We start from the raw sequence: 26564 nt of genomic DNA, 5'->3' as shown, positions 1-26564 counted from the left end.
AACCACAGCAAACAGGTACGAATGCGCATTCGAACGTCTTATGCCTTTGATTCTGTATAATTATTCTTGCGATAAACGCTTGGCGTCTGACCGGTGATTTTCTTGAAGGCCTGATTGAAAGTCGATTTGGAATTGAAGCCGACCTCGGTCGCGATATCGAGGATCGTACGGTTTGGTTCTTCGATCAGCAGGCGAGAAGCCGCATCAATTCGGACCTCGTTGACAAAATCAAAGAAGCTTTTGCCCAGATGCTGGTTCAGGACAAAGGAAAGCTGATTGGGAGTTGCTCCGACGGCAGCGGCCAGTTTGGGCATGGTTAGCAGTGGATCAAGTATCACATCACGGTCTGAGACAATCCTTGTAAGGCGGGTGTGAATGCGGGCAATACCGGGATCATCAATGATTGCACGCGGTATCGGGTCCTGTTGCGCATCGCCCCCTTGGTGAGTTTCTTGACGCCCAGGCAATTCGTCCGGAACAACGTCTGCGGTTTCCTTTTGCACAAAGATCGCCGGGTTCTGCGCTATAACCTGACACATGCGGAAGAACACAAGAACAAACCCCGCCTTGACACCAAGAGCCATCCATTCCGCGTGAAAGACAAACAGATCCAGCAGATTGGTCAGGGTGAAGACGGTGGACAACACCGTCATCCCGACAAGAAGTTCAATAATCCAGCGGCGCATCCGTCCACTATCGGCCTGAAGTTGCCTATTGGCTTGTCGCAAATAACGCCGCGCAAGCCGCCATATGCCCGTCATGTAAACAACAAACAGCACGCAAAACAGGATGACAATCGCCAAGAGCAGCCAATCACCAAGTCCTTGCGATGAAAACGCAATCTGCAACCCGACATCACGCAGATGATCCTGATTGGCGACCATACGCGTGCTTTTCAGGTAAACCATAACCCCGATTGCTGCGGTTACCGGAATCAATACCAGAAAGTGCCGGTAGGGCCGGGACACCGGATTTCCGGAAACTTCCCGGAAATACAAATATATCGACGGGATAAAGGCAAAAAAGAAGGGCGCAAAAACCGGCACAAGATACAGGTTAACAATCGGACTGATGAAGGGGTCGAACGTATCGTCGATAAAACTCATACCGATCGAAAACCCGAACACCATTAGCCAGCGATTGGCGCGAAAAGAACGCTTTCCTTCGTCCAACAACAAGACAATCAGGAAAATCGCCTGCGATACGCCAAGAACCGAAACGATCAGAAAAAGAATGTCGAATGTTTCAATCATTCCTGCGCCTTCAGTGGCGGTTTCTGTTGGTGGGATATGCGTGGCCGGGCAGAACGCAGGGCCGGTAACAAACGAACTCTACGGAAATACGCGACTATCAGCCACGCTGCAACCGGGATTTACTGGAAGGGTCGCAACGCCATGTGTGCAAGCACTTCCATTACACCTGCAAGAATTGCGCGATATCGACGTCATCGCGCTGATCTTCGCGCAGATACTTCCGCCCATATTCCTGATAGGTGCCGCTCGTCAGGAAAAGTTCGAACAGGTCGCTGTCGATCTGTCCCTTGTCGCTCATATCGGCAAGGATCGAGATACATTCAGACAATGTCTTTGGCCGCTTATAGGGACGATCCACCGCCGACAGGGCCTCGAAGATATCGGAAATCACCATCACCTTTTCGAGGATGCCCATATCATCCCCCGTCAGGCCCCGCGGATAGCCTGAACCGTCCATCTTTTCATGATGGTTGCCCGCAATCGCCGGAATGCGTTGCAGCTCCTTGGGATACGGCAATTGGGCCAGCATATCCTGGGTAATGACGACATGGTCATTAATGACCTGACGTTCTTCAGACGTCAGGGTGCCGTTCGGGATGGAAAGGTTATAGACCTCACCACGGTTAAAGCCGCCATAAATATCGGCTTCGCGATCCATTAGAAGACTTTCAGTACCTGATGCGCGCAACTCGGCCAGTTCAGTATCGCTCAGCCGTTCATGCTCCGCCCAGGACAACCCGATTGTTCGGTCAAAGTAGCGCGTCCATTTCTGTTCCCCTATGTCGTGTAGGGCAAATATGGTGTCGGTATCAAGTTCCGTATCACCGATATTGGCATCAGCCACCATGGCAAACTGGGTTTCAAGTTCTGCCACCCGGCGCTCAAAGTCCGCTTCGCACTGATTGGCCTCTTCGCCATCAAGTTTGCGTTTGAGCATCTCAATCTCGGCATCGCGCCGCAGCACCTCAAAACGGGTGCGAACTTCGTGAATGCGGTTATGGATGGTTTCAAGCTTGGTGGCTTTTTCCATGACATGATCGGGCGTGACGATCTTGCCGCAATCATGAAGCCATGCCGACAGATCAAGCTCGTACCATTCCATATCCGTCAGATAGAAATTGGAAAACTTCCCTTCCCTGTCATCGACGGCCGCCTGGGCCAGCATGCGGGCAATGATTGGCACCCGTGAACAGTGGCCTGCCGTATGTGGTGATTTGGCATCAATCGCGTGACCAAGAACACGCACGAAGCTTTCCATCAGATCGCGTTGTGCAACGAGCAAGCGACTGTTTTCAATGGCAACCGCGGCCTGACTTGCGAGCGCATTGATGATCGGCTCAATCGCCGGATCGAAGGAAATGACATTGCCTGCGTCATCGCGCGCATTGATCAGCTGCAAGACACCAAGCACCACACCGCTGGTATTTTTAAGCGGCACGGTCAGGAAGGATTTGGATCGGTAACCCGTTTTGGCATCAAACGCCCGGGTACCGGTAAAGTCGAACCCTTCGGCAATGTAGGCGTCTTCGATATTGATCGCCTTGCCGGTCAGCGCGACATAGGTCGCGATATTGGCATAGTTGGGCCGGCCTTGTTCGTCATAAAGCGGCAAGGGTGGAAACGGCTTTTCGTTTTCCCGGCCCGAGACAAAGAACGTATCAAGGGTATCATTCACCATGATACGGAAATGAAGTTCGCTTTCCTCGCGATTGACGAGGTAAAGCGATCCCCCATCCGCATTGGTGAAGTTCCGCGCGGCCATCAGGATTTTCTGGTTAAGCTCTTCGCGGCCTTGCGACGCCGAAAGCGCAATGCCCAATTCCACCAGTTCCGCCAGATAGTTTGCGTCTGTCTTGCCGACCTGTGTCACATCTGTCTGGTGATTTTTTGCCCTGTCGCGTTCACGCGCCATAAAAATTCCGTCCACTTCGCATTCGGATCAACCGCGACGTCGCAGATACGCCCCGCCTGTTTACACGGTATATATCTAATAAGTTGCTATTTTTCTAACGGCGCACAAGCTTTGGCACAGTAAAATCGCTTCACAAGCCTGCCATACCCGTCTGCAGGGTTGCCAATTCGCCCGGAATGGACTATCCGACCCCGTGAAAGCGTGCCGGCGCCGTGATCGGGCAATTGATTGCGCAATCCGATCATCGAGATCCTTTTCCGGCACCCAACCATATTGCCCGGAGGCGACCGCATGATCCCCCGTTATTCCCGTCCGCAGATGACCTCTATCTGGGAACCGGCGAACAAGTTCCGTATCTGGTTCGAAATCGAAGCCCACGCTGCTGATAAACTGGCCGAACTGGGTGTTATCCCGGCAGAATCCGCCAAGCTTGTCTGGGAAAAAGGCGACAAGCCCTACACTCAGGACCGTATCGACCGGATTGATACCGTCGAAGCCGAAGTCAAACACGATGTGATCGCGTTTCTGACCGAACTGGCCGAACAGGTTGGTGAGGAAGCCCGCTTTGTTCATCAGGGCATGACGAGTTCGGACGTGCTTGATACTTGCTTTAACGTGCAGCTTGCCCAGGCAACCGACATCCTTCTGGAAGACATGGACAAGCTTCTGGCAGCCCTTAAAAAGCGCGCCTATGAAACCAAAGATGTCCCTTGCATGGGCCGTTCGCACGGCATCCACGCAGAGCCGGTGACCTTTGGTCTTAAGCTTGCGACTTTCTATGCGGAATTCAAACGTAACCGCGACCGCCTTGTTGCTGCGCGTGACGAAATCGCGACCTGCGCAATTTCTGGTGCGGTTGGCACCTTTGCCAACATCGATCCGAGCGTTGAGGAACATGTTGCCGAGAAGCTTGGCCTGAAGCCGGAACCGGTTTCGACCCAGGTGATCCCGCGTGACCGTCATGCCGCCTATTTCGCAGCCCTTGGCGTGATTGCATCCTCGATCGAGCATCTGGCGACCGAAATCCGCCACCTGCAGCGCACCGAAGTCCGCGAAGTAGAAGAATTCTTCTCCAAGGGGCAGAAAGGCTCCTCGGCGATGCCCCACAAACGCAACCCGGTTCTGACCGAAAACCTGACCGGTCTTGCCCGTCTGGTGCGTTCGATGGCAATCCCGGCAATGGAAAACGTTGCCCTTTGGCACGAGCGCGATATTTCGCACAGCTCGGTCGAACGTAACATTGGCCCGGATGCGACGGTAACGCTCGACTTCGCCCTGATGCGTTTGACCAATGTTGTTGAAAACCTGGTTGTCTATCCCGAACGCATGGACGAGATCCTCAATCAGATGGGTGGCCTGGTGTTCTCGCAGCGCGTGCTGCTGACCCTGACCCAGCATGGTGTTTCGCGCGAAGATTCTTACCGCATCGTTCAGCGCAACGCGATGAAGGTCTGGAATCGTGAAGGGGATCTGCTGTCGCTTCTGAAGACCGATGAAGACGTGACCGCGAAAATCCCGATGGACAAGCTCGAAGCACTGTTTGACCTTGGCTACCACACCAAGCATGTCGATACGATCTTTGCCCGTGTGTTTGCGGATTAAGCCAGACACCAAAGCCTGCCTTCAAAGCCCCGGTCAGTGACCGGGGCTTTTTCATTTTGGGGTACGGCATTCGCGTTCTTTGACATTGCATGCCATTGATGCTGAGCTATATCGATAAGCAACAACCCACCCAAAAGCGGCAATCACAGGAAAGGGATGAAACATGAAACTGAGCATCGAAGGATGGGATGACGGCGCACCGATCCCGACCAAGTTTGCATTCGGGAAAATCCCGGCAGAAGGCCGATTTGAAACCTCAGACAATATCAGCCCGGCCATAAGCTGGTCGGATGTGCCTGCCGACACCAAATCCTTTGCCCTGATCTGCCATGACCCGGATGTCCCGTCATCGGGCGAGGACGTCAATATTGAAGGCAAACAAGTCCCGGCCAGCCTGCCGCGTGTTGATTTCTATCACTGGGTGCTGGTCAACATTCCGGCCTCGACCACAAGCCTTGCCGAAGGGGTTGGCGCAAACGGCATTACCCCGAAAGGCAAGCCAGCGGGTGTGAAAGCACACGGTGAAACCGGCCTGAATTCCTATACGGACTGGTTTGCGGGTGATGCCGATATGGGCGGGAACTACGCCGATTATGACGGCCCCTGCCCGCCATGGAATGATTCGATCATTCACCACTATCATTTCACGGTCTATGCGCTTGATACCGAGAAGGTTGATCTCCCGGAAAACTTCACCGGTCCGGACGCCCTTGCCGCCATCGAAGGACATGTTCTTGATAAGGCGAGCTATATGGGCACCTACACGATGAACCGTGATCTGTAATCAGACCGTATCATCGCAATTGCCAACCCCGGTCGAAATCTCTCGGCCGGGGTTTGTTATTTAACACCAAGATCGCCAGCCTCGCTTAAAAGCCAGTCGCGGAATTCCTTGACCGGGGCGCGGAGTTCCCGGTTTTTGGGCCATATCAGATAATAACCTGAAGGTACTTTCACGACCTGATCGGGAAACAGGTGGATCAGCTTTCCTTCCGAAAGGTCTTCCTCAGCCAGAAGCGGATTGGCCAAAACGACGCCCTGTTCATGAATGGCAGCTTCAATCGCCATGGATGTCTGATCAATCTCAACCCGCTTGATCCCGTGAATTTCGTTGGTGGAAAGCCCGGAAAACGCCCCCAGCCATTTTTCCCACCAGGGGTGCAGGATGTCATTTAGTAACGTCGCACGGACAAGATCATCAGGCGTATTCAGACCCACCCTGTTGCGGTAGGCAGGGGCGCAAAAAGCTGCTGCCTGCCCCTGATAAAGCAACACGGTTTCAAGGCGTTCATCCTTGCCGTTGAAATACCGAACCGCCAGATCGACCGGATCGTGGTCGAAATCCATCTGGATTGATGAGGACCCAACATGTAGCGAAGTTTCAGGATGCGCGATCAGAAAGCGCGACATCCGTTTGGAAAACCACTTGGCGGCAAAGCTGGGGGGCATCACAAAGCGCACAGCATGATTTGACCGATCGCGCAATTGATGGCTTGCATCGCGAATCTGCTGCAGGGCCGGGGCAATACGGGCGGCATAAGCCAGACCATCAGCCGTTGGCGTGATCTGACGGACAGAGCGCGCAAACAGCTCAACACCAAGCCATTCTTCAAGCTTGCGAATTTGCTGTCCGACGGCACCCGGCGTGACATTCAATTCGTCGGCAGCCAATGCAAAGCTTTTCAGGCGCATCGAAGCCTCAAACGCGGGCAATGATTTCAGTGGTGGATACGATCCCATGATGCAGTTTTTCTATTTCATAGACTAGATAGTATGATTTGTGAAAAGTACTGGAAATTATGACAATAGGCCATGTTTTTTCCAATTTGGTACGCCACCATGAAAAACAAATCCTATATCGTATTCGGACTGCTTGCCCTTCTCTGGGGTTTGACTTTTCTGTTCAATAAGGGCGCAAGCACCCTGATCAGCCCGATGCAGATTGCAAGCGTTCGTGTCTTTATGGGGTTTCTACCGGTTTTTGCCGCAGCCCTGATCGGGCGAAAACTTAAATGGCAACATCTGCGCTATGCCCATCATTTCATCGCGATGTCGATCCTTGCCGGCAGCCTTTATTATTTCAGCTTTGCCAAGGGCATTCAGCTTTTGCCATCAAGCCTTGCCGGGATGCTGAGCGGGGCAATCCCGATGATTTCCTTTGTCACAGCAGCTGTCTTTTTGCGGAACGAGCCGATCAATCGTCGATCTGTGCTGGGATTGTGTGTCGGCTTTGCTGGTATTGCGATGATCGCCCGTCCCTGGGATGCGAGCATCTCGACAAATGATCTGGCCGGGTTCGGCTTTATCGGCCTCGGATCACTTTGTGTCGGGCTTTCCTTTGTTTACGCACGTCGGTTCATAAGCCCGCTTGGCATCTCCCCGCTTGCGCTTTGCACCTATCAACTGGGTATCGCCGCCGTAACGTTCCTGTTCATTGCCGACTTTGATGGTGCCTTGGCGATCTTTGACAACGGGTGGATTGCACTTGGCCTGTTCTTCGGGCTTGGCCTGTTTGGCACTGGCATTGCCTATTTGTGCTATTACCTCGTTGTTGAAAACCTCGGCGCTGTCAAAGCCGCGAGCGTGACATATATCCCGCCGATTATCGCTGTTCTGACCGGATCGCTTATTTTGGGTGAAAACGTTCAGTTGCAGGAGCTGATCGCGATGGCCGCAATCCTGACCGGGGTTATTGTGATGCAATCGGGGCGCACCCCAGCGATGCAAAACCAACTGACAGCCGCCCCTTCACGCCAAATCTGATAATTTATCCCCTGCACACCGCGTGTGCAGGGAGTTTCAAAAGCCTGTTGCACTGCTGGAGCGCTAACGAAGGGGCGCCCAATGTATGGTTTTCATCACGAAGTACTGCCGCTAGGGCGGAAACGCGGTTGCCACAAAAAACGGCCCGTGAAATCACGAGCCGGGATTTGAGCGCCAAACTGAGCTGCCTTTGACCAACGTCCTACAAAGTGCCGGACCGCGCCATATCTTCCAGCGCCATTTTCACGGCCTGTGCACGGTTCGAAACGTTCAGTTTGCGATAGATGTTTTTCAGATGGTATTTCACCGTGATCTCACGCAGATCAAGGTGACGGGCGATGTCCTTGTTCGGACGCCCTTCTGACAGAAGAGCAAGAACTTCACGTTCACGCGGTGTCAGACGGGCAAAGTCGCCCTCGTTGCCAAATCCACCAGCAAGGCGATTTTCACCATCACCGGACCCCGACATGCTGTCATTCATATCAGTCAGAATCGACGATGGCAGGTACTTGTCGCCTGCAAGCACAAGTTGCACTGCATTTGCCAAGGCCTGTCCACGCAGGGTTTTGGGAATAAACCCGTGTGCGCCAGCTTCGATAGCCTTGCGGACATCGTCGCTGCGATAGGCCCCGGATAGCAGAACCACGAAGGTCGAATCGGCCACTTGCTCCAAAGTGCGTTTCAGACCTTCGAGGCCATTCATGCCCGGCATGCGCAAGTCAAGCAGAACCAGATCGAATGTATTGTTCGCTGCTATCAGCTCAAGCGCGGGGTCTAATGCCCCTGCTTCGGCCACTTCACAGTCATCAAAATACTGTTGAAACAGTAGCGAGATTGCCTCACGAACCAAGTCGTGATCGTCCGCCAACAGGATACGCAATGCTTTCGCCTTTCATCTACCTATTCGGCTCCTTCAGCTACCTGCGAAGGATACCACACCAAAAGGTTGCACCTACTCAATTTTTCGGTCTGGGGAGGTCAGGATACGAAAGCCAGCACGCATTAGCAAACGAGAAGTTTTCCAAGCACATGCAACATCGTCAAATCACGACAAAACCTCTGCGCGCGCAACCGGACGTAGTTCGTCAAGTTTCGCATTAAGTGCAGACGCCGTGACATCAATATTCTTGCTGCCAAAGTCAGCAAGCAGCAGCGCAACAACACCATTTTCGCGCGGGTTGGCAACAACTTCACCAATAATCTTGCGCGTATAGTCCTCACATTCTTGTGGGGTCATGCCCATCTGTTCGCCGGCCCACTGGACCAGCATCTTGTATAAATGAGTCTCAACGCGGAAATCCTGTTCAAGATCAAAGCTGTATTTTGCCTCGAACCCGCGTTCACGCTCATTAAAGCTGCTCATTTCCATCCCTCCTGATATCTGATCCAAATGCAAGTGGTGCTGAGGCTTTCAACCTAGTGTCGATCATAACCTTTTATATGACAACAAACGATCCCGTTTTCACCCCTTTGCTCGACACTTTTGAATTTGACAAAAAGTGCTTTGGCACGCTTTGATCTGCCTCATGTGCACAGTTATTATTTTACGCCGTCCCGACCATGACTGGCCGGTGATCATTGGCGCCAACCGCGATGAAATGAATAACCGTCCCTGGAAAGCGCCAAAACGCCACTGGGAAGACCGCCCCGATGTCGTTGCAGGGCTAGATGAAACCGCTGGCGGAACCTGGCTTGGCGTCAACGAGGATGGCGTGGTTGCTGCCGTTTTGAACCGTTATGGCACCCTTGGGCCGCAGGACGGCAAACGATCCCGGGGCGAATTGCCCCTTGAAGCGCTTGATCATGCCGACGCGATTGACGCCGCACAGGCGCTTGCTGAACTGGATGGCAATGCCTATCGCGATTTTAACATGGTGATTGCCGATAACCGCGATGCCTATTGGCTGGCAAACCGCGGCACCGGCAAAATCGGTATCACTGAAATCCCGGAAGGTTTGTCGATTCTGACCGCCCATGACCTGAATGACACGCAAAACAGTGCGCGCACCAAACGCAATCTGCCGCGCTTTATTAGTGCCCCGGCACCGAATCCCGAAGCCGATGACTGGTTTGCCTGGCAGGCGCTGCTGGCAGATACCGGCACAGAGGCCCCCGACCCGGATCACCATGATATTCGTGCTGATGCCATGTTGGTACGCAGCAATATCGGATTTGAGACCGTCTGCTCCTCACTGATCGGGCTTCCGGCGATTCCCACAAGCGAACATGAACTGCCCAGACGCCCGGTGTGGCTTTTTGCCGATGGACAGCCCGACAAAACCCCGTTCCATCCCGTCGATGTTTAGGATTGCTGACGGCAAAACGACAGGTGAAATCAACAAGTTACCTGAAACGTCGGGGTTTCTTCTGACGCAGATCCCGACGGTTGCAAATTTCGATTATCAAGTTTGCATAAATAGAGCTTAAGCGACAATTGAGTTTCTCGCCAAGCACTGCTATACGGAGGGCGCGAATTTCAGGGTGCCCGCTGCGTCGGACGGTGGGCCTAGATGTGAAAGATCCCGCCAATGTCCAGAAAGCAGCCCATCTACGAGGGTAAAGCAAAGGTTCTTTACGAAGGTACGGAGCCCGGAACGATCATTCAGTATTTCAAGGACGACGCCACAGCGTTCAACGCCCAGAAGCGCGGCACCATTGCCGGCAAGGGTGTCCTGAATAACATGATCACCGAATTCGTCATGACCCGTCTGGCAGAAATCGGCATCCCGACCCACTTCATTCACCGCCTGAACATGCGCGAACAGCTTTGCAAGAAATGCGAAATTGTCCCGATTGAAGTCGTGGTCCGTAACATCGTTGCCGGTTCAATGGCCAAGCGTCTTGGTCTTGAAGAAGGCGAACGCCTGCCGCGTCCGATTGTCGAGTTCTATTATAAAGACGACGATCTTGGCGATCCGCTGGTGTCTGATGAACATATCCTCGCTCTGGGCTGGGCTGGTGCTGAAGAGCTTGAGGAAATTGTTGGCATGACCCTTCGCGTCAACGACTACCTCTGCGGTCTGATGCGTGGCATTGGCCTGAAGCTGGTGGACTTCAAGCTTGAATTCGGCCGCGTCTGGGAAGGTGACTTCCCGCAGCTGGTTCTGGCCGATGAATTCAGCCCGGACAACTGCCGTCTTTGGGATGCGATCACCAACGAAAAGATGGACAAGGATCGCTTCCGTCGCGATCTCGGCGGTGTCGAAGAGGCCTATCAGGAAGTCGCACGCCGTCTCGGTGTCCTCCCTGAGTCCGCCGAAATAGAGCAGCTTAAAAAAGACGAAACCAAATAACCCCAAGGCCGCGTTCGCGCGGCCTTTTCTTATGTCTGGTCGATACCCATTCCGTCGAACAGCATCTTGTTTGCAAACAGAACCCCGCGCGAGACCCGCGCATGCGAACTTAAAGGAGCTTCTCGTGAAAGCACGTGTTCATGTCACCCTGAAGAACGGTGTTCTTGACCCGCAGGGAAAGGCCGTTCACCACGCCCTTCAGGGCCTGGGCTTTGATGGTGTCAATGACGTCCGTCAGGGCAAGTTCATCGAACTCGAACTCGATGGCACCGATGCCGCCAAGGCCGAAGCCGAGGTCAAGGAAATGTGCGAGAAGCTTCTCGCCAATACCGTGATCGAAGATTACAGCATCGAGCTGGCCTGATCACCTGGACGGGGCTTTGCCAAGGCACGGCCTTTGTCTATCGGGATTAAGTAACGGACACTAATCAAGAGACGGTATTTCATGAAATCCGCTGTCATCCTGTTTCCCGGCATCAACCGGGAGAATGACGCCATCGCAGCCCTCAAGCAGGCCACAGGCATCGAGCCGACCCTGGTCTGGCATGGCGACACCGAACTCCCCAAGACCGATATCATCATGGTCCCGGGTGGCTTTTCCTATGGCGACTATCTTCGTTGTGGCGCCATGGCCGCCAAATCACCGATCATGCGTGCGGTTTCCGAACGTGCCAAACAGGGTGTGACCACCATTGGCGTGTGTAACGGTTTCCAGATCCTGACCGAGGCAGGCCTTTTGCCCGGCGCTCTGATGCGCAATGCCAGCCTGAAATTCATCTGCAAGAACACCCACCTGAAGGTGGAAAACGCGGATACCCGCTTTACCAATCTTTATGGCGCAGGCGACGTTGTCGAATATCCGGTTGCACACCACGACGGCAACTATTTTGCTGATAGCGACACGCTTGACCGCCTTGAAGGCGAAGGTCGCGTTGTCCTGCGCTATTGCGATGTGGATGGCAAAATTGATCCCGCGACCAACCTGAATGGGTCACAGCGCAACATTGCCGGCATCATCAACGAGGCGGGCAACGTCCTTGGCATGATGCCCCACCCCGAGAACGCAATCGACCCGATGCACGGTGGCACCGATGGCCGTAATCTGTTCAAAAGCATGGTGGAGGCAGCATCGTGAGCACCAACGATTTCAACAGCACCCCGATCACGCCGGAACTGGTCAAGGAACACGGCCTGAACGAGGAAGAATACAAACTCGTTCTCGAAATCATGGGCCGCGAACCCAACATCAACGAGCTTGGCATTTTTTCGGTCATGTGGTCAGAGCACTGCTCCTACAAATCATCGAAAAAATGGCTCAAAACCCTGCCGACCAAGGCCGACTGGGTCATTCAGGGTCCGGGCGAAAACGCCGGTGTCATTGATATTGGCGATGGTCAGGCCGCTGTCTTCAAGATGGAAAGCCACAACCACCCGTCCTTTATCGAACCCTATCAGGGGGCCGCAACCGGTGTTGGCGGCATCATGCGTGACGTCTTCACCATGGGTGCACGTCCGGTCGCCAACCTGAACGCGCTTCGTTTCGGCGAGCCGGATCATCCCAAAACACGCCATCTTCTCAGCGGTGTTGTCGAAGGCATCGGTGGGTATGGCAACTGCATGGGCGTTCCGACCATCGGCGGCGAAACCAACTTCCATGCGTCCTATAACGGCAACATCCTGGTCAATGCGATGACCGTGGGTCTGGCCGATACCGATAACATCTTCTACTCAGCCGCAGCTGGCATCGGGAACCCGGTTGTCTATGTTGGGTCGAAAACCGGCCGCGACGGCATCCATGGTGCCACCATGGCATCGGCCGAGTTTGACGATGACAGTGAAGAAAAGCGTCCTACCGTTCAGGTCGGTGACCCGTTCACCGAGAAGCTTCTGCTCGAAGCCTGTCTTGAGCTGATGGCAACTGACATGATCGTCGCCATTCAGGATATGGGCGCTGCTGGCCTGACCTCGTCCTCGTTTGAAATGGCGTCCAAGGGCGGCGTTGGTGTAGAGCTATGGCTGGATAAAGTCCCGATGCGCGAAGAAGGCATGACGCCCTATGAGCTGATGCTTTCAGAGTCGCAGGAACGCATGCTGATGGTTCTGAAACCCGGTTGCGAAGATGCCGCCAAGGCGATCTTTGACAAATGGGAACTCGACTTCGCCGTCATCGGTACACTGACCGACACCAAGCGCATGGTCCTTAAATGGCATGGCGAAGTTGCCGGTGATCTGCCGATTGATCCGCTGGCCGAAGCATCGCCGGAATATGATCGTCCGTGGGAACCGACCCCGAAACAGGATCGCATCGATGCCGAAAGCCTTTCGGGCAAGATGAGCCACGTCGACGCGCTGAAAACCCTGATCGCATCAGCGGACCTCGCATCGCGTCGCTGGATCTGGGAACAGTATGACCATCTGGTACGTGGCAACACGGTTGTTCGTCCGGGCGGTGATGCCGGTGTGGTCCGCGTCGAAGGCACGAACAAGGGCCTTGCCGCAACCACCGACTGCACCCCGCGCTATGTCATGGCCGATCCGGTCGAAGGCGGCAAACAGGCGGTTGCCGAAGCCTATCGCAACCTGGTTGCAACCGGCGCCAAACCCCTTGCGATCACCGACAACATGAACTTTGGCAACCCGGAACGCCCGCGCATCATGGGTCAGTTCGTTGGCGCCTGTCAGGGCATTGGCGAAGCCTGCATCGCACTGGATTTCCCGGTCGTGTCGGGTAACGTATCGCTTTACAACGAAACCAACGGCGTTGGCATCATGCCGACCCCGGCCATTGGTGGCGTTGGCCTGATTTCCGATCTGGGGCACCACGCAACCATCGGTATCAAACGCGATGACAGTGCGCTGATCATGATCGGTGCGGCGACCGGTGAACTAGGCCAGTCGCTGTATCTCAAGACCATCGAAGGTCGCGAAGAAGGCGCAGCGCCGCCGGTTGATCTGGGGGCTGAAAAACGTGCGGGCACCCTGATCCATGAACTGATTGAACTCGGTCTGGTCCGGACCTGCCACGACATCGCTGATGGCGGTCTTCTGGTGACGGTTGCCGAGATGTGCCTTGCAGGCAATATCGGTGCCGACGTTAGCCTGCCAGAAGCTGGCAGCGAAGCCGCATGGCTGTTTGGCGAAGATCAGGGCCGTTACGTGATCGCTACCCGCGATCCGGACAAGGTTCTCAACGCCGCAAGCAGCGCAAATGTTGCGGCCGTCATCGTCGGCCAGGCCGGTGGTGATGCGATCAGCATTGATGGCGGCGACCAAGTATCGCTTTCGGAACTTCGTGAACTGAACGAAGGCTGGATGCCGTCTTTCATGGCTGAAGCTGTTTAACAAGCGTCACTGATTTCAAGATCAAAACCCCGTCAGAGAAATCTGGCGGGGTTTTGTGCTTTGATTTTGAACCTTGTGCAGTTCCGTTGTCGGATCAGAACAATGATCCCATATGAGATAATGCAGGAGTGTCAATGAGGATAAGATGCAAGGACAACGCCGGAAAAACCTTTGGACTTTTATGTGGTCCGTCCTTCTGGGCGCACTGGCACTTTTGCCGGTCAATCCTGCGCAAGCCCTGACGATCTATGTAGATGAAGCCAACCCGCCCTTCATGTATCGCGATCATGATCGTGCTGCTGGAATCTATCCTGAAATCGTCCGTGCGATCTCTGCCCATGCGGGCATAACGGTCGAAATCGTTCCCGTTCCCTGGCGCCGCGCACTTCTTCATCTGGAAAATGGTGATGGTGCTGTCGCGGGAATATACAAAAACCTCGAACGTCAGAAGAAGTATGCTTTCAGCGACCCTGTCCATCGTGAAAGTTTGATGATCTATCGCCCCGCAGGCAAATTCTCCCCCGAAACCAGAATTGAAGACCTGTCGGGCATGAATGTCGGCGTCATTCGTGGGTGGAGCTATGGCAACGCATTCGACAGTGCTCGTGCATCTGGCATGTTTGATACTTCCGAAGCCGCCGGCGATGACCAGAATTTTGCGATGCTGGTCAGCAAGCGGATTGATGCTGTGATTGCTGTGCGCGAAGCAGGAGATATCTGGATCAGGAAGCTCGAACTAGAGGATAAGGTTGTTCGGGGCCAAAACGCAATTTACGAGAATCAGACCTTCATCGCCTTCAATAGAAAATCCCAAGACATTTCACAGCTTGCACGGATTAACCGTGCAATTGCGGAGCTGATCGCTAATGGCACAATGGAAGCCGTGATTGCAAACGCGGTAAATCAGGCAATCGGTTCGGGTTTCCACTGATCAAGCGGTGTTTTGCTTTGTAAGAATGATCATGCCGTTATCCCGTTGGCGACCGCCCTGGGGTAGGATTTCGCCAACCAATCAATAAAGACCCGCAGTCTTGGGGACACATAGCGGTTCTGTGGATAGACAACATGAAACGGATACGGACTGGGCCGCCATTCACTGAGTATTTCAACAAGTTTTCCGTCTCTCAATGCTTCGCAGGCAGCATATGAGAACGTCTGAACAATGCCAAGCCCGGCGATCGCGGCTGCCAGATGGGCATTGCTCTCGTTAACTCCAATCCGTTGTTCGACCTTGATTTCGATTTTCTTATCATTGAGCGCGAACCGAAACGGAAAAGGTCTGCCATCTTGCGGCGACAGATACGCAGTCAGCTTGTGGCCGTTTTTCAGCTCATCAGGATAGGCCGGGACGCCATATTTTTTCAAATATCTAGGTGATGCACAGGTAATCAGTTTGGCATTTCCGATATGTCGGGCAATCAAGGATGAACTATCCAATGGACCGCCGCGGATAACGCAATCGACATTATCACTGATCATATCAACAGCGCGGTCAGATACCCCCAGTTCGAACTGAATATCAGGGTAGCTTTCAAGGAACTCTGGCAATAGCGGGATCAGCACATCCCGTGCGGCGGATCCACCAATATCAATGCGCAGTTTACCGCCGGGATTGCGGCGCGAGACATCGAAAGACGAATCAATGGCCTCGAGATCGCGCAATATCCGCACAGCCTTATCGTAGTATTCCTGCCCCTCCGGCGTCACAGTCACCCGACGCGTTGTTCTTTGCAGCAACTTGATACCCAAATGGGCTTCAAGTTCTTGGACAAGTTTGCTCATTGTGGCGTTGGGAATGTTAATCGTTTCCGCCGCTCGCGTAAAATTCCCGGCTTCAACCACACGCGAAAAAGCCCGCATTGCCAGTAACTGATCCACACACACCTCCGCTGTCGTGTCCATGTTATTATACACACAAGTGAATAGTCATTTTCATTTTGACGTATTTATCAATAAAAAATCCCTGCCTATCATCCACCCATTCACACAACAAAGGACAGAAGAGAGGCCCCACTTTCCCTCACCCAGTGCCTCTGCTTCTTCCCGAACAATGACATGGAGAAGATGATGACTGTTCAACTGAATGGCAAAATTGCCCTCGTAACAGGTGGCAGCACCGGCATCGGTCTTGCGGCGGCGAAAGACCTCGCCTCCAAAGGTGCGCGCGTCTTTATTACTGGCCGCCGCCAGAAGGAACTGGATGAAGCAGTTCTTGCAATCGGCCCCGCCGCAACCGGCATTCGTGCTGATGTTTCCGTGAACTCGGATCTTGATCAGTTATATGCACAGATTTCCAAGGCGGCAGGTAAACTTGATATCCTGTTTGCGAATGCCGGTGGTGGCGACATGCTCCCGCTTGGTGCCATCACCGCAGAACACGTCGACCGCATTTTTGGAACCAACGTCCGTGGTCTTTTGTTCACGGTGCAAAAGGCCCTGCCCCTTTTGACCGAGGGTGCATCAATTATCCTGACGTCTTCAACCACTTCGATCAAAGGTACGCCAAACTTCAGCGTCTATAGCGCCAGCAAGGCCGCTGTTCGCAATTTCGCCCGGTCATGGGCGCTGGATCTCAAGGATCGCGGAATTCGGGTTAATGCCATCAGTCCCGGCCCAATTCGCACCCCCGGGCTGGGTGGTCTGGTGCCTGAGGATGCGCAGCAAGGTCTGTTTGACTATCTTGCGTCACAGGTCCCGCTTGGGCGTCTTGGTGAACCAAAGGAAGTCGGCGAGGTTGTTTCTTTCCTCGCATCTGACGCCGCAAGTTTCATCAACGGCACAGAGCTGTTCGTTGATGGCGGTCAGGCCCAAATCTAATCATATATCAAGAACAAAGGGCTCGGCAAAATGTCGAGCCCTTTGTTCTTTTAAAAATCTGCTTCTGCCAAAGTCCGCGCTTAGCGGAAATTGATCTTGGGGAACAGGCCCTTTTTCTTCGGTGCTTCTACCGGGCCAACCTGCTCTTCGACCGCCGCTGCAATCTTTTCTGCAATCGCACCATAGGCCTTGGCATGATCGCCATCGGGCTCGGTATCGACAATCGGCTTGCCTTCATCAGCACCCAGACGGATTTTAAGGTCGAGCGGGATTTCACCGAGGAACGGCACACCAAGTTCATCAGCCGCCTTGTGCGCCCCACCATGATCAAAGACATGATCGATGTGGCCGCATTCCGGGCATTTGTAATAGGACATGTTTTCGATCAGACCGAACACCGGCACATTGACCTTGCGGAACATGTTAAGCCCCTTGCGCGCATCCAGAAGCGCAATGTCCTGCGGGGTAGAGACGATCACCGCCCCCGTGACCGGCACGCGCTGCGCCATGGAAAGTTGAATGTCACCAGTGCCCGGCGGCATATCGACCACCAGCACATCAAGGTCACCCCAGTCGGTGTCACGCAAAAGCTGTTCAAGCGCGCCCATGGCCATCGGTCCACGCCAGATGACGGGCTGTTCTTCATCGATCATGAAGCCAATAGACATGATCCGCATGCCAAAGGCAGACGGCGGGATCATTTTGCCCTGATGTTCTTTTGACGGGGTCGGTTTGGCATCGCGAAGGCCCATCATGCGCGGCAGACTCGGCCCATAGATATCAGCATCAAGCAAACCGACCTTGAGCCCCTTGGCCACCAGTGAAAGCGCCAGGTTGACCGAAGTGGTCGATTTGCCTACCCCGCCCTTGCCGGATGCCACGGTTACGATGCTGCGCACGGTCGGAAGTTCAAGCGGCATCTGCCCGCCACCCTGCGGACGCTGACCGGGCTGTGCTGGCTGTGACGGGCGGCTTGGCTGTGCCTGTGGTGCAGCTTGCGGACCGGATGCCTTTGCGCGTTCGGCGGTAAGCGCCACACGGGCTGTTGTGACCCCGTTCACAGCTGCTACTGCCTTTTCTGCGCTTTGTCGTAAATCTTCGAGTGCAGGACCGCGTTCAGGGTCGACTGCGATCATAACATTGACGACTTCATCATGAATATCAATGCCTTGCACCATACCCTTGGCTGTGATTGATTGTCCGTCGACCGGGTCGATTACGCTATCAAGTGCGGCAGTAATCTGTTCACGGTTGAGCGATGTCATATTGCGGTCTCCAAATTTTGGCTTAAGTCCGTGGTCACACAGAACTTGCAGGCGCGTATCATTGTTTTGCAAGGCAAGCTGTCATATAAGGCCATAGTGCTCGGTAAGCAAAGATAAACACCGAACGGCAAGAAGAGGAAGAAACTCGATGCCTTGGAATAATCAAGGGGGCGGTGGCCCCTGGGGCGGCGGCGGAAATAACGGTGGCGGCCAGAACCCGTGGGGACAGCGTCCTTCGGGTGGCGGCGGCGGCGGAAGTACGCCCCCCGACTTTGATGAAATGATTCGTAAAGGCCAGGAACGCCTCAAGCGGCTGTTCCCCGGTGGCGGCGGATACAAGGGCTTTGTCCTGATCGGTATCGCTGTGATCGGGTTGTGGCTTTTGACCGGTTTCTACCGTGTCCAGCCGGGTGAGCAGGGTGTAACCCTTCTGTTTGGCAAATGGGTTGGCACCACGGGCCCGGGTCTGAACTACTTCCTGCCGGCGCCAATTGGCGAGGTCATCAAGCCGAACGTCGAGCGGACCAACCAGATCGAGGTTGGCTATCGCGGCGCAGGTACTGTCACATCGAACGGTTCACGTGATGTGCCTGAAGAAAGCCTGATGCTGACCGGCGATCAGAACATTATCGACATCGACTATGTCGTTCAGTGGCGTATCAGCGACGCTGGTGCCTATCTGTTCAATGTTCGCGATCCGGAAAACACCATCAAGCTGGCATCCGAAAGTGCGATCCGTGAAACGATTGGCAAAACCGATCTTGAAGAAGCACTGACCGTTGGTCGTGTCCGGGTCGAGGAACAGACCCGTACCCTTCTTCAGGAAATCATGGATGGTTATGATTCCGGCGTTTTCATTGCAGAAGTGAAAATGCAGAAGGTGGATCCCCCGCGTGACGTTATCGATGCGTTCAACGACGTGCAGCGTGCGCGTCAGGACCGTGACCGTTCCCAGAACGAAGCACTGGCCTACCGTAACGACATCATCCCGCGTGCAAAGGGTGAAGCAGAACGTCAGGTCCTGCAGGCCCGTGCTTACAAGGACCGTGTCACCAAGGAAGCAGAGGGTGAAGCAGAACGCTTTAATTCCATCTACAATTCCTTCCTGACGGCCAAGGATGTGACGACCCGTCGCCTGTATCTTGAAACCATGCAGGAAATCCTGAGCAAGTCCGACAAGGTGATCATGGAACAGAATGGTCAGGGTAATGGCGTTGTCCCGTATCTTCCGCTTCCGGAAGTTCAGAAACGTGCGAATGCAGGAGGCAACAACTAATGGCAAGTCCTAAACTTATTGCCGCTGGCGTCGTCCTTGTTATCGCTGCTGTTGTTGGCTCGATGTGCGTATTTACCGTGCGTCAGGACCAGCAGGCGCTTGTTCTTCAGTTCGGTAATCCGGTCCATGCGGTTTCCGAACCGGGTCTGCATTTCAAACTGCCGATCCAGAACGTTGAATATTACGAGCGTCGTATTCTCGAGCTTGATCCGCCTGTTCAGCAGGTTCTTCTGTCTGACCAGAAGCGTGTCAATGTTGACAGCTTTGCGCGTTGGAAAATCATTGATCCATTGATCTTCCGTCAGCGTGCAACCAACACTGCAAACTTCGTGCAGCTGTTTGGCCAGCGTCTGAATTCGGTCATCCGTGGTGAACTGGCACAGGCCCCGCTTGTGACGCTGCTTTCGGACAACCGCGCCGAGATCATGAACAAGATCCAGGCGACCCTGATCAAGCCGGCAGAAGAGTTCGGTGTTGAGCTGATTGATGTTCGTATCGGTCGTACCGACCTGCCGCAGGAAACTTCGCAAGCGGTGTATAACCGTATGCGTTCTTCACGTATTGCCGAGGCTGCACAGCTTCGCGCAGAAGGTGAAGAGCTTAAGGCGAAGATCCAGGCAGAAGCGGATCGCGAACGTATTGGCATCATTGCCGAAGCCAACCGTCAGGCAGAAGTGCTGCGTGGTGAAGGCGATGGTCAGCGAAACATTATTCTGGGCAAATCTTATGGCCAGGATGCAGAATTCTTTGAATTCTATCGTTCGCTCGAAGCCTACAAAATAGCGCTTGATAACGGCTCGACGATGGTGCTTTCACCAGATAGCGAGTTTTTCCAGTACTTTAATAAGTCTGGACCGGCGACAAGCCGCTAGACAAAACATAAGGGCGACCTGCATATTGTGCAGGTCGCCCTTTTTGTTTTTATAATTTCGTTCTGTCGGACTACGGTCTGAGAGATCACAAAGAAACGCCGGAACGTCCTTACCCATGAAGGAACTTGCAACAGCCATACTTCTGGCCATCGCGTTGGAAGGAATGCTTTACACGCTGTTTCCCGGCGGTCTGAAAAGGGTGATGGAGCTTGTTCAGGAAATTCCTGAATCGCAGTTGCGCGTTGGCGGATTGATCGCCGCTGTCGTCGCCATTGGCGGAATATGGGCAGTCCGGACCTGGCTTTAAGATTGCAATTCTCGTCAGGGATACTGCCGCACACAGGCCTTCGCGCCATGATATTGTGCCGACAATTCCTTGTTTTTTCCCAGTCCCGCCCAAATTCTGCCAAAGTCGGGGTTAAGTTGAGTACTTAAGCGACGGGTGAAATACAGTCCCGCCGCGCGCTGCACAAAGAGAATGACAAATACCGTGAACGCGGCAACGAACAGGATCAGACACATGCTAGATGCATTATACAACCCGGTGCGGACGAAAGTCACCGCAGCACTGGTGATTGTTCTCCTTGGCGTGACCAGTGTTTCGCAAATCGCGAATGCCCGCCCCGCTCCTGAGAGTTTCGCAGACTTGGCAGAAAAACTTCTGCCCAGTGTTGTAAACATTTCCACCAGCCAGATGGTCGCTGAACGTCAGGGACCAGACTTCCAGTTTCCTCCCGGCTCCCCGTTTGAGGATCTGTTCCGTGACTTTATGGAACGCAACGGTCAGGGTGGCCAGGGTGGCGATGCCCCGCAACGCCGCCGCGCGACAGCCCTTGGATCGGGCTTCATTATTTCCGCAGATGGCTACATCGTGACCAACAACCACGTGATTGACGGTGCGGACGAAATTACCGTTCGCCTGCATGATGGTGACACGCTTGAAGCCGAACTGATCGGACGCGACCCGAAAACAGACGTCGCCCTGCTTAAGGTCGAGCCGGAAGAAGACCTGCCATTTGTAAAATGGGGTGATTCGGACAGCGCGCGCATTGGTGACTGGGCGATGGCGATCGGTAACCCGTTCGGCCTTGGCGGTACGGTAACCGCCGGTATCGTCTCTGCACGTAACCGCGACATCAACCAGGGCCCGTATGATGACTTCATCCAGACCGATGCCTCGATCAACCGTGGTAACTCTGGCGGCCCGCTGTTTAACCTTGATGGTGATGTCATCGGCATCAACAGTGCGATCTATTCACCGTCCGGTGGCTCGGTCGGTATTGGCTTTGCCATTCCGTCGGGCATCGCACAAAGCGTTGTCGATCAGCTTAAAGAGTATGGTCGTACCCGCCGCGGCTGGCTTGGCGTTCACATCCAGACCGTCACCGAGGACATCGCAGACTCGGTTGGCCTTGATGATGCAACGGGTGCCATGGTTGCCGGTGTGTCAGAAGATGGTCCGGCACAGGCAGCTGGTATCAAGCAGGGTGACGTCATCCTGACCTTTGATGGCAAGGAAGTTGAATCCATGCGTCGCCTGCCGCGCATTGTTGCTGAAACCCGCATTGGCAAGGATGTCGATGTCGAGATCTGGCGCGATGGTGAAAAGCAGACCGTTCAGGTTGAGCTTGGCGAACTTGAGGAAGACGTCGTAGCCGCAAGTGCCACCAGCAGCGAGGAGCAGGAAGCCCCGGCTGTGGCCGAGGCCAGCATCGATGCACTGGGCATCAAGATTGCCAATGTCGATGAAAGCCTGCGTCAGCGCTTCAACCTTGCCGAAGGCACCGAAGGCGTAATTGTCACCGAAGTTTCCGGTGATAGCTATGCCGCTGAAAAAGGTGTTCGCCCGGGCGACATCATCATCGAGGCATCGCACAGCTCGGTTGATAACGTCGAAGACGTTGTTGATGCGGTCGACAATGCCATTGATGATGACAAACGCACCATCCTGATGTTGATCGAAACATCGGCCGGCCCGCGTTACTTCGGCCTGACCCTGTCAGGCGACGAATAAGCCACAGGCTTGGATAAACATCAAAAAAAGGGCGGCCTGAATATCAGGCCGCCCTTTTTACTTAACCTGTTCGGACCTTACGAGACGAAGTCCGACTTTGCATAACCTTGCAAATACAACAACGCTGTCAGATCCCCGTGATTGATGCAGATACGCGCCTGTTCCTGAACCGACGGCTTGGCATGGAAAGCCACCCCGGTCCCGGCAAGCGAGATCATCTGAAGATCGTTCGCACCATCACCCACTGCAATCGCATCACCAACCGTGACCCCCTGCTTGGCCGACAGACTTTCAAGCGCATCAACCTTGGCCTGACGATCAAGAACAGGCTTCTGAACCTTGCCGGTCAGCTTGCCGTCCTTTTCAATCAGGACATTGGCCTGATCATAATCAAAGCCAAGCTCGGCCCGAACCGCACCGGTAAAGAAATCAAACCCGCCAGACACAAGCGCGGCAAAACCGCCATTGGCCTTCATGGTATTGACAAGCTCCCGTGCACCGCCGGTGTACTCAACCGTTTTCCAAGCTTCTTTCAGCATTTCTGTCGACATGCCATCAAGCAGCCAGACGCGTTCATCAAGGGCCTCTTCGAAATCAAGCTCGCCATTCATTGCACGCGCGGTGATCGCGGCCACCCGGTCCTTGACCCCTGCGAATTCGGCCAGTTCATCAAGGGTTTCGCCTGTCACAATCGTGCTGTCCATATCGGCAATCAACAGCTTCTTGCGGCGCGTCTCGACCTTCTGGGTAACGGCATCGACCGGAAGTTCTGCCTCGGCAAGCGCTGTATCAGCAACATCAAGCGGAATGCCGTCAAACGTCAGATCGCAGGCCTCACCATAGGCAAGCCAGGTCACATCCCCGACCAGTGCCCCTGCCCCGGTCAGCGCGATCGCCGCGTTATCAATGACGGTCTTGGTCAGCGCATCTGAATTCGGGGCGGCAATCAGGGTGAGAACCAATTTCATGGTCGACAGGCTCCTTGGCGGAAAAGGCATAAAACATCGTTGGAGCCTTTATCCGAATTGCATCGGACTGTGGCAAGAGAACTTTCACATTGCCTGACACGATGCAGGTCGTTTCCAACAAAATTTTTGCCGCGTAAATTCCTAGGACTGTCGCCCCAAACCCAATAGACTGGCCGACCTTCATTTGACCACCAAATCCTGAAAGCAGTTTGATGTCGGCCACACAAGCCAACAGTTCGTTTGCCCCTGTCCTGATCGTTGCCGGACCCACCGCAAGTGGAAAGTCGGCATTGGCCCTTGATCTGGCAGAGGCCTTTGACGGGGTGGTGATCAATGCCGATAGCATGCAGGTCTATCAGGAGTTGCGTGTGCTATCTGCGCGCCCCGATGAAAGTGAAATGGCACGCGCACCGCATCGGCTTTATGGCGTGTTGTCCGGGCGCGAGGCCTGTTCGGCTGGCAAGTGGCGCGAAATGGCGATGGCCGAGATTGCCGACTGTCACGCCAACGGCAAAATTCCGATCATCACCGGCGGGACCGGCATGTATCTTAATGCCCTGACCGAGGGGATTGCGCCGATACCGGATGTTCCGGCACGGATTCGCGAAGACGTCACCCGCGAGCTTGAAGAACTCGGCCACGAAGCATTCTTTGCCAAACTTCAGGAGCAAGACCCGGAAACGGCAGCCAACCTTGATGGCAGCAATACCCAGCGGCTGATTCGCGCCGCCGAGGTTTTTGCCCATACCGGACGCGGACTGGCGAATTGGCACACCGAACCGGTAATCACCCCGCCGGAAAACATGAAATTCAAGAAACTTTGTTACATGCCACCGCGGGACATTCTGTATGACCGCTGTAACCGGCGTTTTGATCTGATGATCGAACAGGGGGCGATTGATGAAGTTAAAGGGCTGCTTGCCCTTGAATTGCCTGAAACAGCGCCTGTTATGAAGGCTGTGGGGGTGCGCGAGATTGCAGCTTACCTTGCAGGTGAGATTGATCTGGCCACGGCCAAAGAGAAATCGCAACGCGAAACCAGACGCTATGCAAAACGGCAATTAACCTGGTTTCGTCATCAAATGACGGCCAAGGAAATCATCGACGCGCAATATTCGGAAAGTTTGGCAGCAAAAATGCGTCATGATGTTAACCAATTTCTGTTGACCACGCCAAAGTGAGGCGATAGGTTGGCGCTTCACCCGCCGAAATGGCGGAAAACCGCCATTTTGGCGGATTTTTCAACTCCAATTCGAGGATAATTGGATCATGTTTCAATCACGCGGTTATCACGCGACACGTTGTTGTCGCTAAGTAAAGAGGCTCGAAAATCATGGCAGAACGTATTTTAAGCGGTTCGGAAGTAGTGTTGCAGGCCCTTGCTGATCAGGGTGTGGAAGTCGTGTTCGGCTATCCCGGCGGCGCTGTGCTACCGCTATATGACGAGATATTTAAACAGAATCGGATTCGTCACGTTCTCGTGCGCCATGAACAGGCTGCTGTCCACGCTGCTGAAGGTTACGCCCGCTCGACCGGTAAGGTCGGCGTAGTACTGGTGACCTCGGGACCGGGTGCGACAAACGCCGTTACGGGCCTTACCGACGCGTTGATGGATTCCATTCCAGTTGTCTGCCTGACAGGTCAGGTCCCGACCCACCTGATCGGGAATGATGCCTTCCAAGAAGCTGACACCACCGGCATTACCCGTCCGTGCACCAAGCATAACTATCTGGTGAAAAATCCGGACAAGCTGGCGCGCACGATGCACGAAGCCTTCCATGTCGCTTCAAGCGGCCGTCCGGGACCGGTTGTTATCGACCTGCCCAAGGACATTCTGGTTGGCAAGGCGCCATATCTGGAACCGGGACAGGTTCAGCACCGCACCTATAACCCGGTGGTCAAGGGCGAACGCAGCCAGATCGAAGAAGCCATGGAAATGCTGGCATCGGCCAAGAAACCGATCCTGTATTGCGGCGGCGGTGTGATCAATTCCGGCACGCAGGCCTGCAAGCTTCTGACCGAATTTACCCGCATGATCGGTGCACCGATCACACTTACCCTGATGGGGCTTGGTGCGTATCCTGCGTCGGACAAGCAGTATCTTGGCATGGTCGGAATGCACGGCACTTATGAATCGAACATGTCGATGCATGATTGCGACGTCATGGTTGCGATTGGCGCGCGTTTCGATGACCGTGTGACCGGCAATCTTGATTTCTTTGCGCCGAACTCGCAGAAAATTCAGATCGACATTGATCAAAGCTCGATCAACAAGAACGTTCCGGTCGATATTGGTATTGTTGGCGATGTTGGTCATGTACTCGAAGACATGATCAAGATCTGGAAAGCCAAACAGTACAAAATCGAAGCAAACGCGCTCGATAGCTGGTGGAAAGAGATCGAAGGATGGCGCTCCAAACGCTGCCTGTCCTACAAGCAGTCCAAGGATGTCATCAAGCCGCAACATGTTATCCGCTCGATCCATGCCGCAACCCGTGATCGCAAGACCTATATCACCACCGATGTTGGACAGCACCAGATGTGGGCCGCCCAGCATTTCGGGTTTGAACATCCGTATGAATGGATGACGTCTGGCGGTCTGGGCACAATGGGCTATGGCATGCCAGCCGCCCTTGGTGTGCAGGTTGCCCACCCGGATGCGACGGTTGTGTGCTTCACGGGTGATGCGTCGATCATGATGAACATTCAGGAATGCGCGACGATGACGCAGTATCGTCTGCCAATCAAAACCGTGATCCTGAACAACCGTTACATGGGCATGGTCCGGCAGTGGCAGCAGCTTCTGCACGGGTCGCGTTATTCCGAAAGCTATAGCGAAACCCTGCCCGACTTCGTCAAACTTTCCGAGGCCTTTGGCTTTACCGGACTGACCTGTGACAAACCGGCTGATCTTGATGATGCCATCAAGAAGATGCTGGAAATTGACGGTCCGGTAATTTTGGACGTTGCTGTTGATGACAAGGAAAACTGCTATCCGATGATTCCGTCGGGCAAGCCGCACAATGAAATGCTGCTTGCGCAGGACACCAGCGGCGACGAGGCCATTGATTCCGACGAAGGGATGGTTCTGGTCTGATCCGCACATACCAACTGTGCGCAAAGAACTTATCACATCAAAATGAAAAGGCCGGCGGGCGGCATCTTCCTGCCCCCGACCGAGCCCTAG

General features: G+C 54.2%; 24 protein-coding genes. 16 read left to right on the top strand and 8 right to left on the bottom strand.

The window, feature by feature from the left end:
- Positions 1-38 precede the first annotated feature (38 nt).
- Together HED22_RS17775 and HED22_RS17770 are read right to left on the bottom strand one after the other, a co-directional pair.
- Positions 39-1253, bottom strand: coding sequence for a helix-turn-helix domain-containing protein (locus HED22_RS17775; RefSeq protein WP_167724759.1), 1215 nt, complete (start codon positions 1251-1253; stop codon positions 39-41).
- Between the two features lie 160 nt (positions 1254-1413).
- Complete coding sequence (locus tag HED22_RS17770) at positions 1414-3165, bottom strand: HD family phosphohydrolase (protein ID WP_167724757.1); 1752 nt, start codon at positions 3163-3165, stop codon at positions 1414-1416.
- A 291-nt stretch (positions 3166-3456) separates the two neighbouring features.
- Here HED22_RS17770 and purB point away from each other — a divergent pair, with 291 nt between their 5' ends.
- Entirely contained in the window at positions 3457-4767 is a 1311-nt protein-coding gene (gene purB, locus HED22_RS17765) for an adenylosuccinate lyase (protein ID WP_167724755.1), read from the top strand.
- A gap of 163 nt (positions 4768-4930) precedes the next feature.
- Positions 4931-5551 (top strand): YbhB/YbcL family Raf kinase inhibitor-like protein, encoded by a 621-nt coding sequence (locus HED22_RS17760; RefSeq protein WP_167724753.1) that lies wholly within the window; start codon positions 4931-4933, stop codon positions 5549-5551.
- A 56-nt stretch (positions 5552-5607) separates the two neighbouring features.
- Here HED22_RS17760 and HED22_RS17755 read toward each other — a convergent pair whose 3' ends face one another.
- Entirely contained in the window at positions 5608-6507 is a 900-nt protein-coding gene (locus tag HED22_RS17755; RefSeq protein ID WP_167724751.1) for a LysR substrate-binding domain-containing protein, read from the bottom strand.
- Positions 6508-6606: 99 nt separating this feature from the next.
- On the opposite strand from HED22_RS17755, the gene HED22_RS17750 reads away from it, so the two are divergent.
- Entirely contained in the window at positions 6607-7530 is a 924-nt protein-coding gene (locus HED22_RS17750) for a DMT family transporter (protein ID WP_254870264.1), read from the top strand.
- Positions 7531-7732: 202 nt separating this feature from the next.
- On the opposite strand, the gene HED22_RS17745 is transcribed toward HED22_RS17750, so the two are convergent.
- Entirely contained in the window at positions 7733-8410 is a 678-nt protein-coding gene (locus HED22_RS17745) for a response regulator transcription factor (RefSeq protein ID WP_167724747.1), read from the bottom strand.
- A gap of 165 nt (positions 8411-8575) precedes the next feature.
- Entirely contained in the window at positions 8576-8893 is a 318-nt protein-coding gene (locus HED22_RS17740; protein ID WP_167724745.1) for a DUF1476 domain-containing protein, read from the bottom strand.
- A 163-nt stretch (positions 8894-9056) separates the two neighbouring features.
- On the opposite strand from HED22_RS17740, the gene HED22_RS17735 reads away from it, so the two are divergent.
- The 6 genes from HED22_RS17735 to HED22_RS17710 all read left to right on the top strand — a co-directional run bounded on the left by HED22_RS17735 (position 9057) and on the right by HED22_RS17710 (position 15096).
- Entirely contained in the window at positions 9057-9836 is a 780-nt protein-coding gene (locus tag HED22_RS17735; RefSeq protein ID WP_167724743.1) for an NRDE family protein, read from the top strand.
- Between the two features lie 222 nt (positions 9837-10058).
- Complete coding sequence (purC, locus tag HED22_RS17730) at positions 10059-10823, top strand: phosphoribosylaminoimidazolesuccinocarboxamide synthase (protein WP_167724741.1); 765 nt, start codon at positions 10059-10061, stop codon at positions 10821-10823.
- A gap of 124 nt (positions 10824-10947) precedes the next feature.
- Positions 10948-11187, top strand: coding sequence for a phosphoribosylformylglycinamidine synthase subunit PurS (gene purS / locus HED22_RS17725; RefSeq protein ID WP_008891731.1), 240 nt, complete (start codon positions 10948-10950; stop codon positions 11185-11187).
- An 81-nt stretch (positions 11188-11268) separates the two neighbouring features.
- Positions 11269-11958, top strand: coding sequence for a phosphoribosylformylglycinamidine synthase subunit PurQ (gene purQ / locus HED22_RS17720; protein ID WP_167724739.1), 690 nt, complete (start codon positions 11269-11271; stop codon positions 11956-11958).
- Entirely contained in the window at positions 11955-14165 is a 2211-nt protein-coding gene (gene purL, locus HED22_RS17715; RefSeq protein ID WP_167724737.1) for a phosphoribosylformylglycinamidine synthase subunit PurL, read from the top strand. The genes purQ and purL overlap by 4 nt, the downstream gene beginning before the upstream one ends.
- Positions 14166-14346: 181 nt before the next feature.
- Positions 14347-15096 carry an ABC transporter substrate-binding protein gene (locus tag HED22_RS17710; RefSeq protein WP_167724735.1) on the top strand — a complete coding sequence of 250 codons (750 nt, stop codon included), beginning with the start codon at positions 14347-14349 and terminating at the stop codon, positions 15094-15096.
- A gap of 29 nt (positions 15097-15125) precedes the next feature.
- On the opposite strand, the gene HED22_RS17705 is transcribed toward HED22_RS17710, so the two are convergent.
- Positions 15126-16043 (bottom strand): LysR family transcriptional regulator, encoded by a 918-nt coding sequence (locus HED22_RS17705; RefSeq protein WP_167724733.1) that lies wholly within the window; start codon positions 16041-16043, stop codon positions 15126-15128.
- 189 nt (positions 16044-16232) lie between these two features.
- On the opposite strand from HED22_RS17705, the gene HED22_RS17700 reads away from it, so the two are divergent.
- The gene (locus HED22_RS17700; protein ID WP_167724731.1) at positions 16233-16982 is read left to right on the top strand and encodes an SDR family NAD(P)-dependent oxidoreductase; all 750 of its coding nucleotides are present in this window, start codon (positions 16233-16235) and stop codon (positions 16980-16982) included.
- An 80-nt stretch (positions 16983-17062) separates the two neighbouring features.
- Here HED22_RS17700 and HED22_RS17695 read toward each other — a convergent pair whose 3' ends face one another.
- A complete protein-coding gene (locus HED22_RS17695) occupies positions 17063-18247 on the bottom strand; it encodes an Mrp/NBP35 family ATP-binding protein (RefSeq protein WP_167724729.1) in 1185 nt (394 codons plus the stop codon).
- A 148-nt stretch (positions 18248-18395) separates the two neighbouring features.
- Between HED22_RS17695 and hflK the strand changes: the two genes are divergently transcribed.
- The 4 genes from hflK (at position 18396) to HED22_RS17675 (ending at position 22409) form a co-directional block, all read left to right on the top strand.
- Positions 18396-19523, top strand: coding sequence for an FtsH protease activity modulator HflK (gene hflK, locus HED22_RS17690; RefSeq protein WP_167724727.1), 1128 nt, complete (start codon positions 18396-18398; stop codon positions 19521-19523).
- Positions 19523-20395, top strand: coding sequence for a protease modulator HflC (hflC, locus tag HED22_RS17685; protein ID WP_167724725.1), 873 nt, complete (start codon positions 19523-19525; stop codon positions 20393-20395). The genes hflK and hflC overlap by 1 nt, the downstream gene beginning before the upstream one ends.
- Positions 20396-20510: 115 nt before the next feature.
- Positions 20511-20702: a DUF2065 domain-containing protein gene (locus HED22_RS17680; protein ID WP_167724723.1), complete on the top strand. Its 192-nt coding sequence runs from the start codon at positions 20511-20513 to the stop codon at positions 20700-20702.
- Positions 20703-20915: 213 nt separating this feature from the next.
- Entirely contained in the window at positions 20916-22409 is a 1494-nt protein-coding gene (locus HED22_RS17675; protein ID WP_167724721.1) for a DegQ family serine endoprotease, read from the top strand.
- Between the two features lie 77 nt (positions 22410-22486).
- Here HED22_RS17675 and serB read toward each other — a convergent pair whose 3' ends face one another.
- A complete protein-coding gene (serB, locus tag HED22_RS17670) occupies positions 22487-23377 on the bottom strand; it encodes a phosphoserine phosphatase SerB (RefSeq protein WP_167724719.1) in 891 nt (296 codons plus the stop codon).
- Between the two features lie 212 nt (positions 23378-23589).
- Between serB and miaA the strand changes: the two genes are divergently transcribed.
- Entirely contained in the window at positions 23590-24558 is a 969-nt protein-coding gene (miaA, locus tag HED22_RS17665; RefSeq protein WP_167724717.1) for a tRNA (adenosine(37)-N6)-dimethylallyltransferase MiaA, read from the top strand.
- 152 nt (positions 24559-24710) lie between these two features.
- On the top strand, positions 24711-26474 hold the full coding sequence (locus tag HED22_RS17660; RefSeq protein WP_167724715.1) for an acetolactate synthase 3 large subunit: 1764 nt from the start codon (positions 24711-24713) through the stop codon (positions 26472-26474).
- The last annotated feature ends 90 nt before the right edge of the window (positions 26475-26564 follow it).

It is taken from the genome of Thalassospira sp. HF15 (genome assembly GCF_011806525.1).
GTDB lineage: Bacteria > Pseudomonadota > Alphaproteobacteria > Rhodospirillales > Thalassospiraceae > Thalassospira.
This window is presented reverse-complemented; position numbering and strand designations above follow the sequence as displayed.

Coding starts and splice junctions, on each gene's coding strand:
- HED22_RS17680 (WP_167724723.1), top strand. CDS start 20,511: ATGAAGGAACTTGCAACAGCCATACTTCTGGCCATCGCGTTGGAAGGA.
- HED22_RS17710 (WP_167724735.1), top strand. CDS start 14,347: ATGTGGTCCGTCCTTCTGGGCGCACTGGCACTTTTGCCGGTCAATCCT.
- HED22_RS17660 (WP_167724715.1), top strand. CDS start 24,711: ATGGCAGAACGTATTTTAAGCGGTTCGGAAGTAGTGTTGCAGGCCCTT.
- HED22_RS17700 (WP_167724731.1), top strand. CDS start 16,233: ATGACTGTTCAACTGAATGGCAAAATTGCCCTCGTAACAGGTGGCAGC.
- HED22_RS17755 (WP_167724751.1), bottom strand. CDS start 6,507: ATGGGATCGTATCCACCACTGAAATCATTGCCCGCGTTTGAGGCTTCG.
- HED22_RS17750 (WP_254870264.1), top strand. CDS start 6,607: ATGAAAAACAAATCCTATATCGTATTCGGACTGCTTGCCCTTCTCTGG.
- purC (WP_167724741.1), top strand. CDS start 10,059: ATGTCCAGAAAGCAGCCCATCTACGAGGGTAAAGCAAAGGTTCTTTAC.
- HED22_RS17760 (WP_167724753.1), top strand. CDS start 4,931: ATGAAACTGAGCATCGAAGGATGGGATGACGGCGCACCGATCCCGACC.
- HED22_RS17775 (WP_167724759.1), bottom strand. CDS start 1,253: ATGATTGAAACATTCGACATTCTTTTTCTGATCGTTTCGGTTCTTGGC.
- HED22_RS17695 (WP_167724729.1), bottom strand. CDS start 18,247: ATGACATCGCTCAACCGTGAACAGATTACTGCCGCACTTGATAGCGTA.
- hflC (WP_167724725.1), top strand. CDS start 19,523: ATGGCAAGTCCTAAACTTATTGCCGCTGGCGTCGTCCTTGTTATCGCT.
- purB (WP_167724755.1), top strand. CDS start 3,457: ATGATCCCCCGTTATTCCCGTCCGCAGATGACCTCTATCTGGGAACCG.
- miaA (WP_167724717.1), top strand. CDS start 23,590: ATGTCGGCCACACAAGCCAACAGTTCGTTTGCCCCTGTCCTGATCGTT.
- purQ (WP_167724739.1), top strand. CDS start 11,269: ATGAAATCCGCTGTCATCCTGTTTCCCGGCATCAACCGGGAGAATGAC.
- HED22_RS17735 (WP_167724743.1), top strand. CDS start 9,057: ATGTGCACAGTTATTATTTTACGCCGTCCCGACCATGACTGGCCGGTG.
- serB (WP_167724719.1), bottom strand. CDS start 23,377: ATGAAATTGGTTCTCACCCTGATTGCCGCCCCGAATTCAGATGCGCTG.
- HED22_RS17740 (WP_167724745.1), bottom strand. CDS start 8,893: ATGAGCAGCTTTAATGAGCGTGAACGCGGGTTCGAGGCAAAATACAGC.
- hflK (WP_167724727.1), top strand. CDS start 18,396: ATGCCTTGGAATAATCAAGGGGGCGGTGGCCCCTGGGGCGGCGGCGGA.
- HED22_RS17770 (WP_167724757.1), bottom strand. CDS start 3,165: ATGGCGCGTGAACGCGACAGGGCAAAAAATCACCAGACAGATGTGACA.
- HED22_RS17675 (WP_167724721.1), top strand. CDS start 20,916: ATGCTAGATGCATTATACAACCCGGTGCGGACGAAAGTCACCGCAGCA.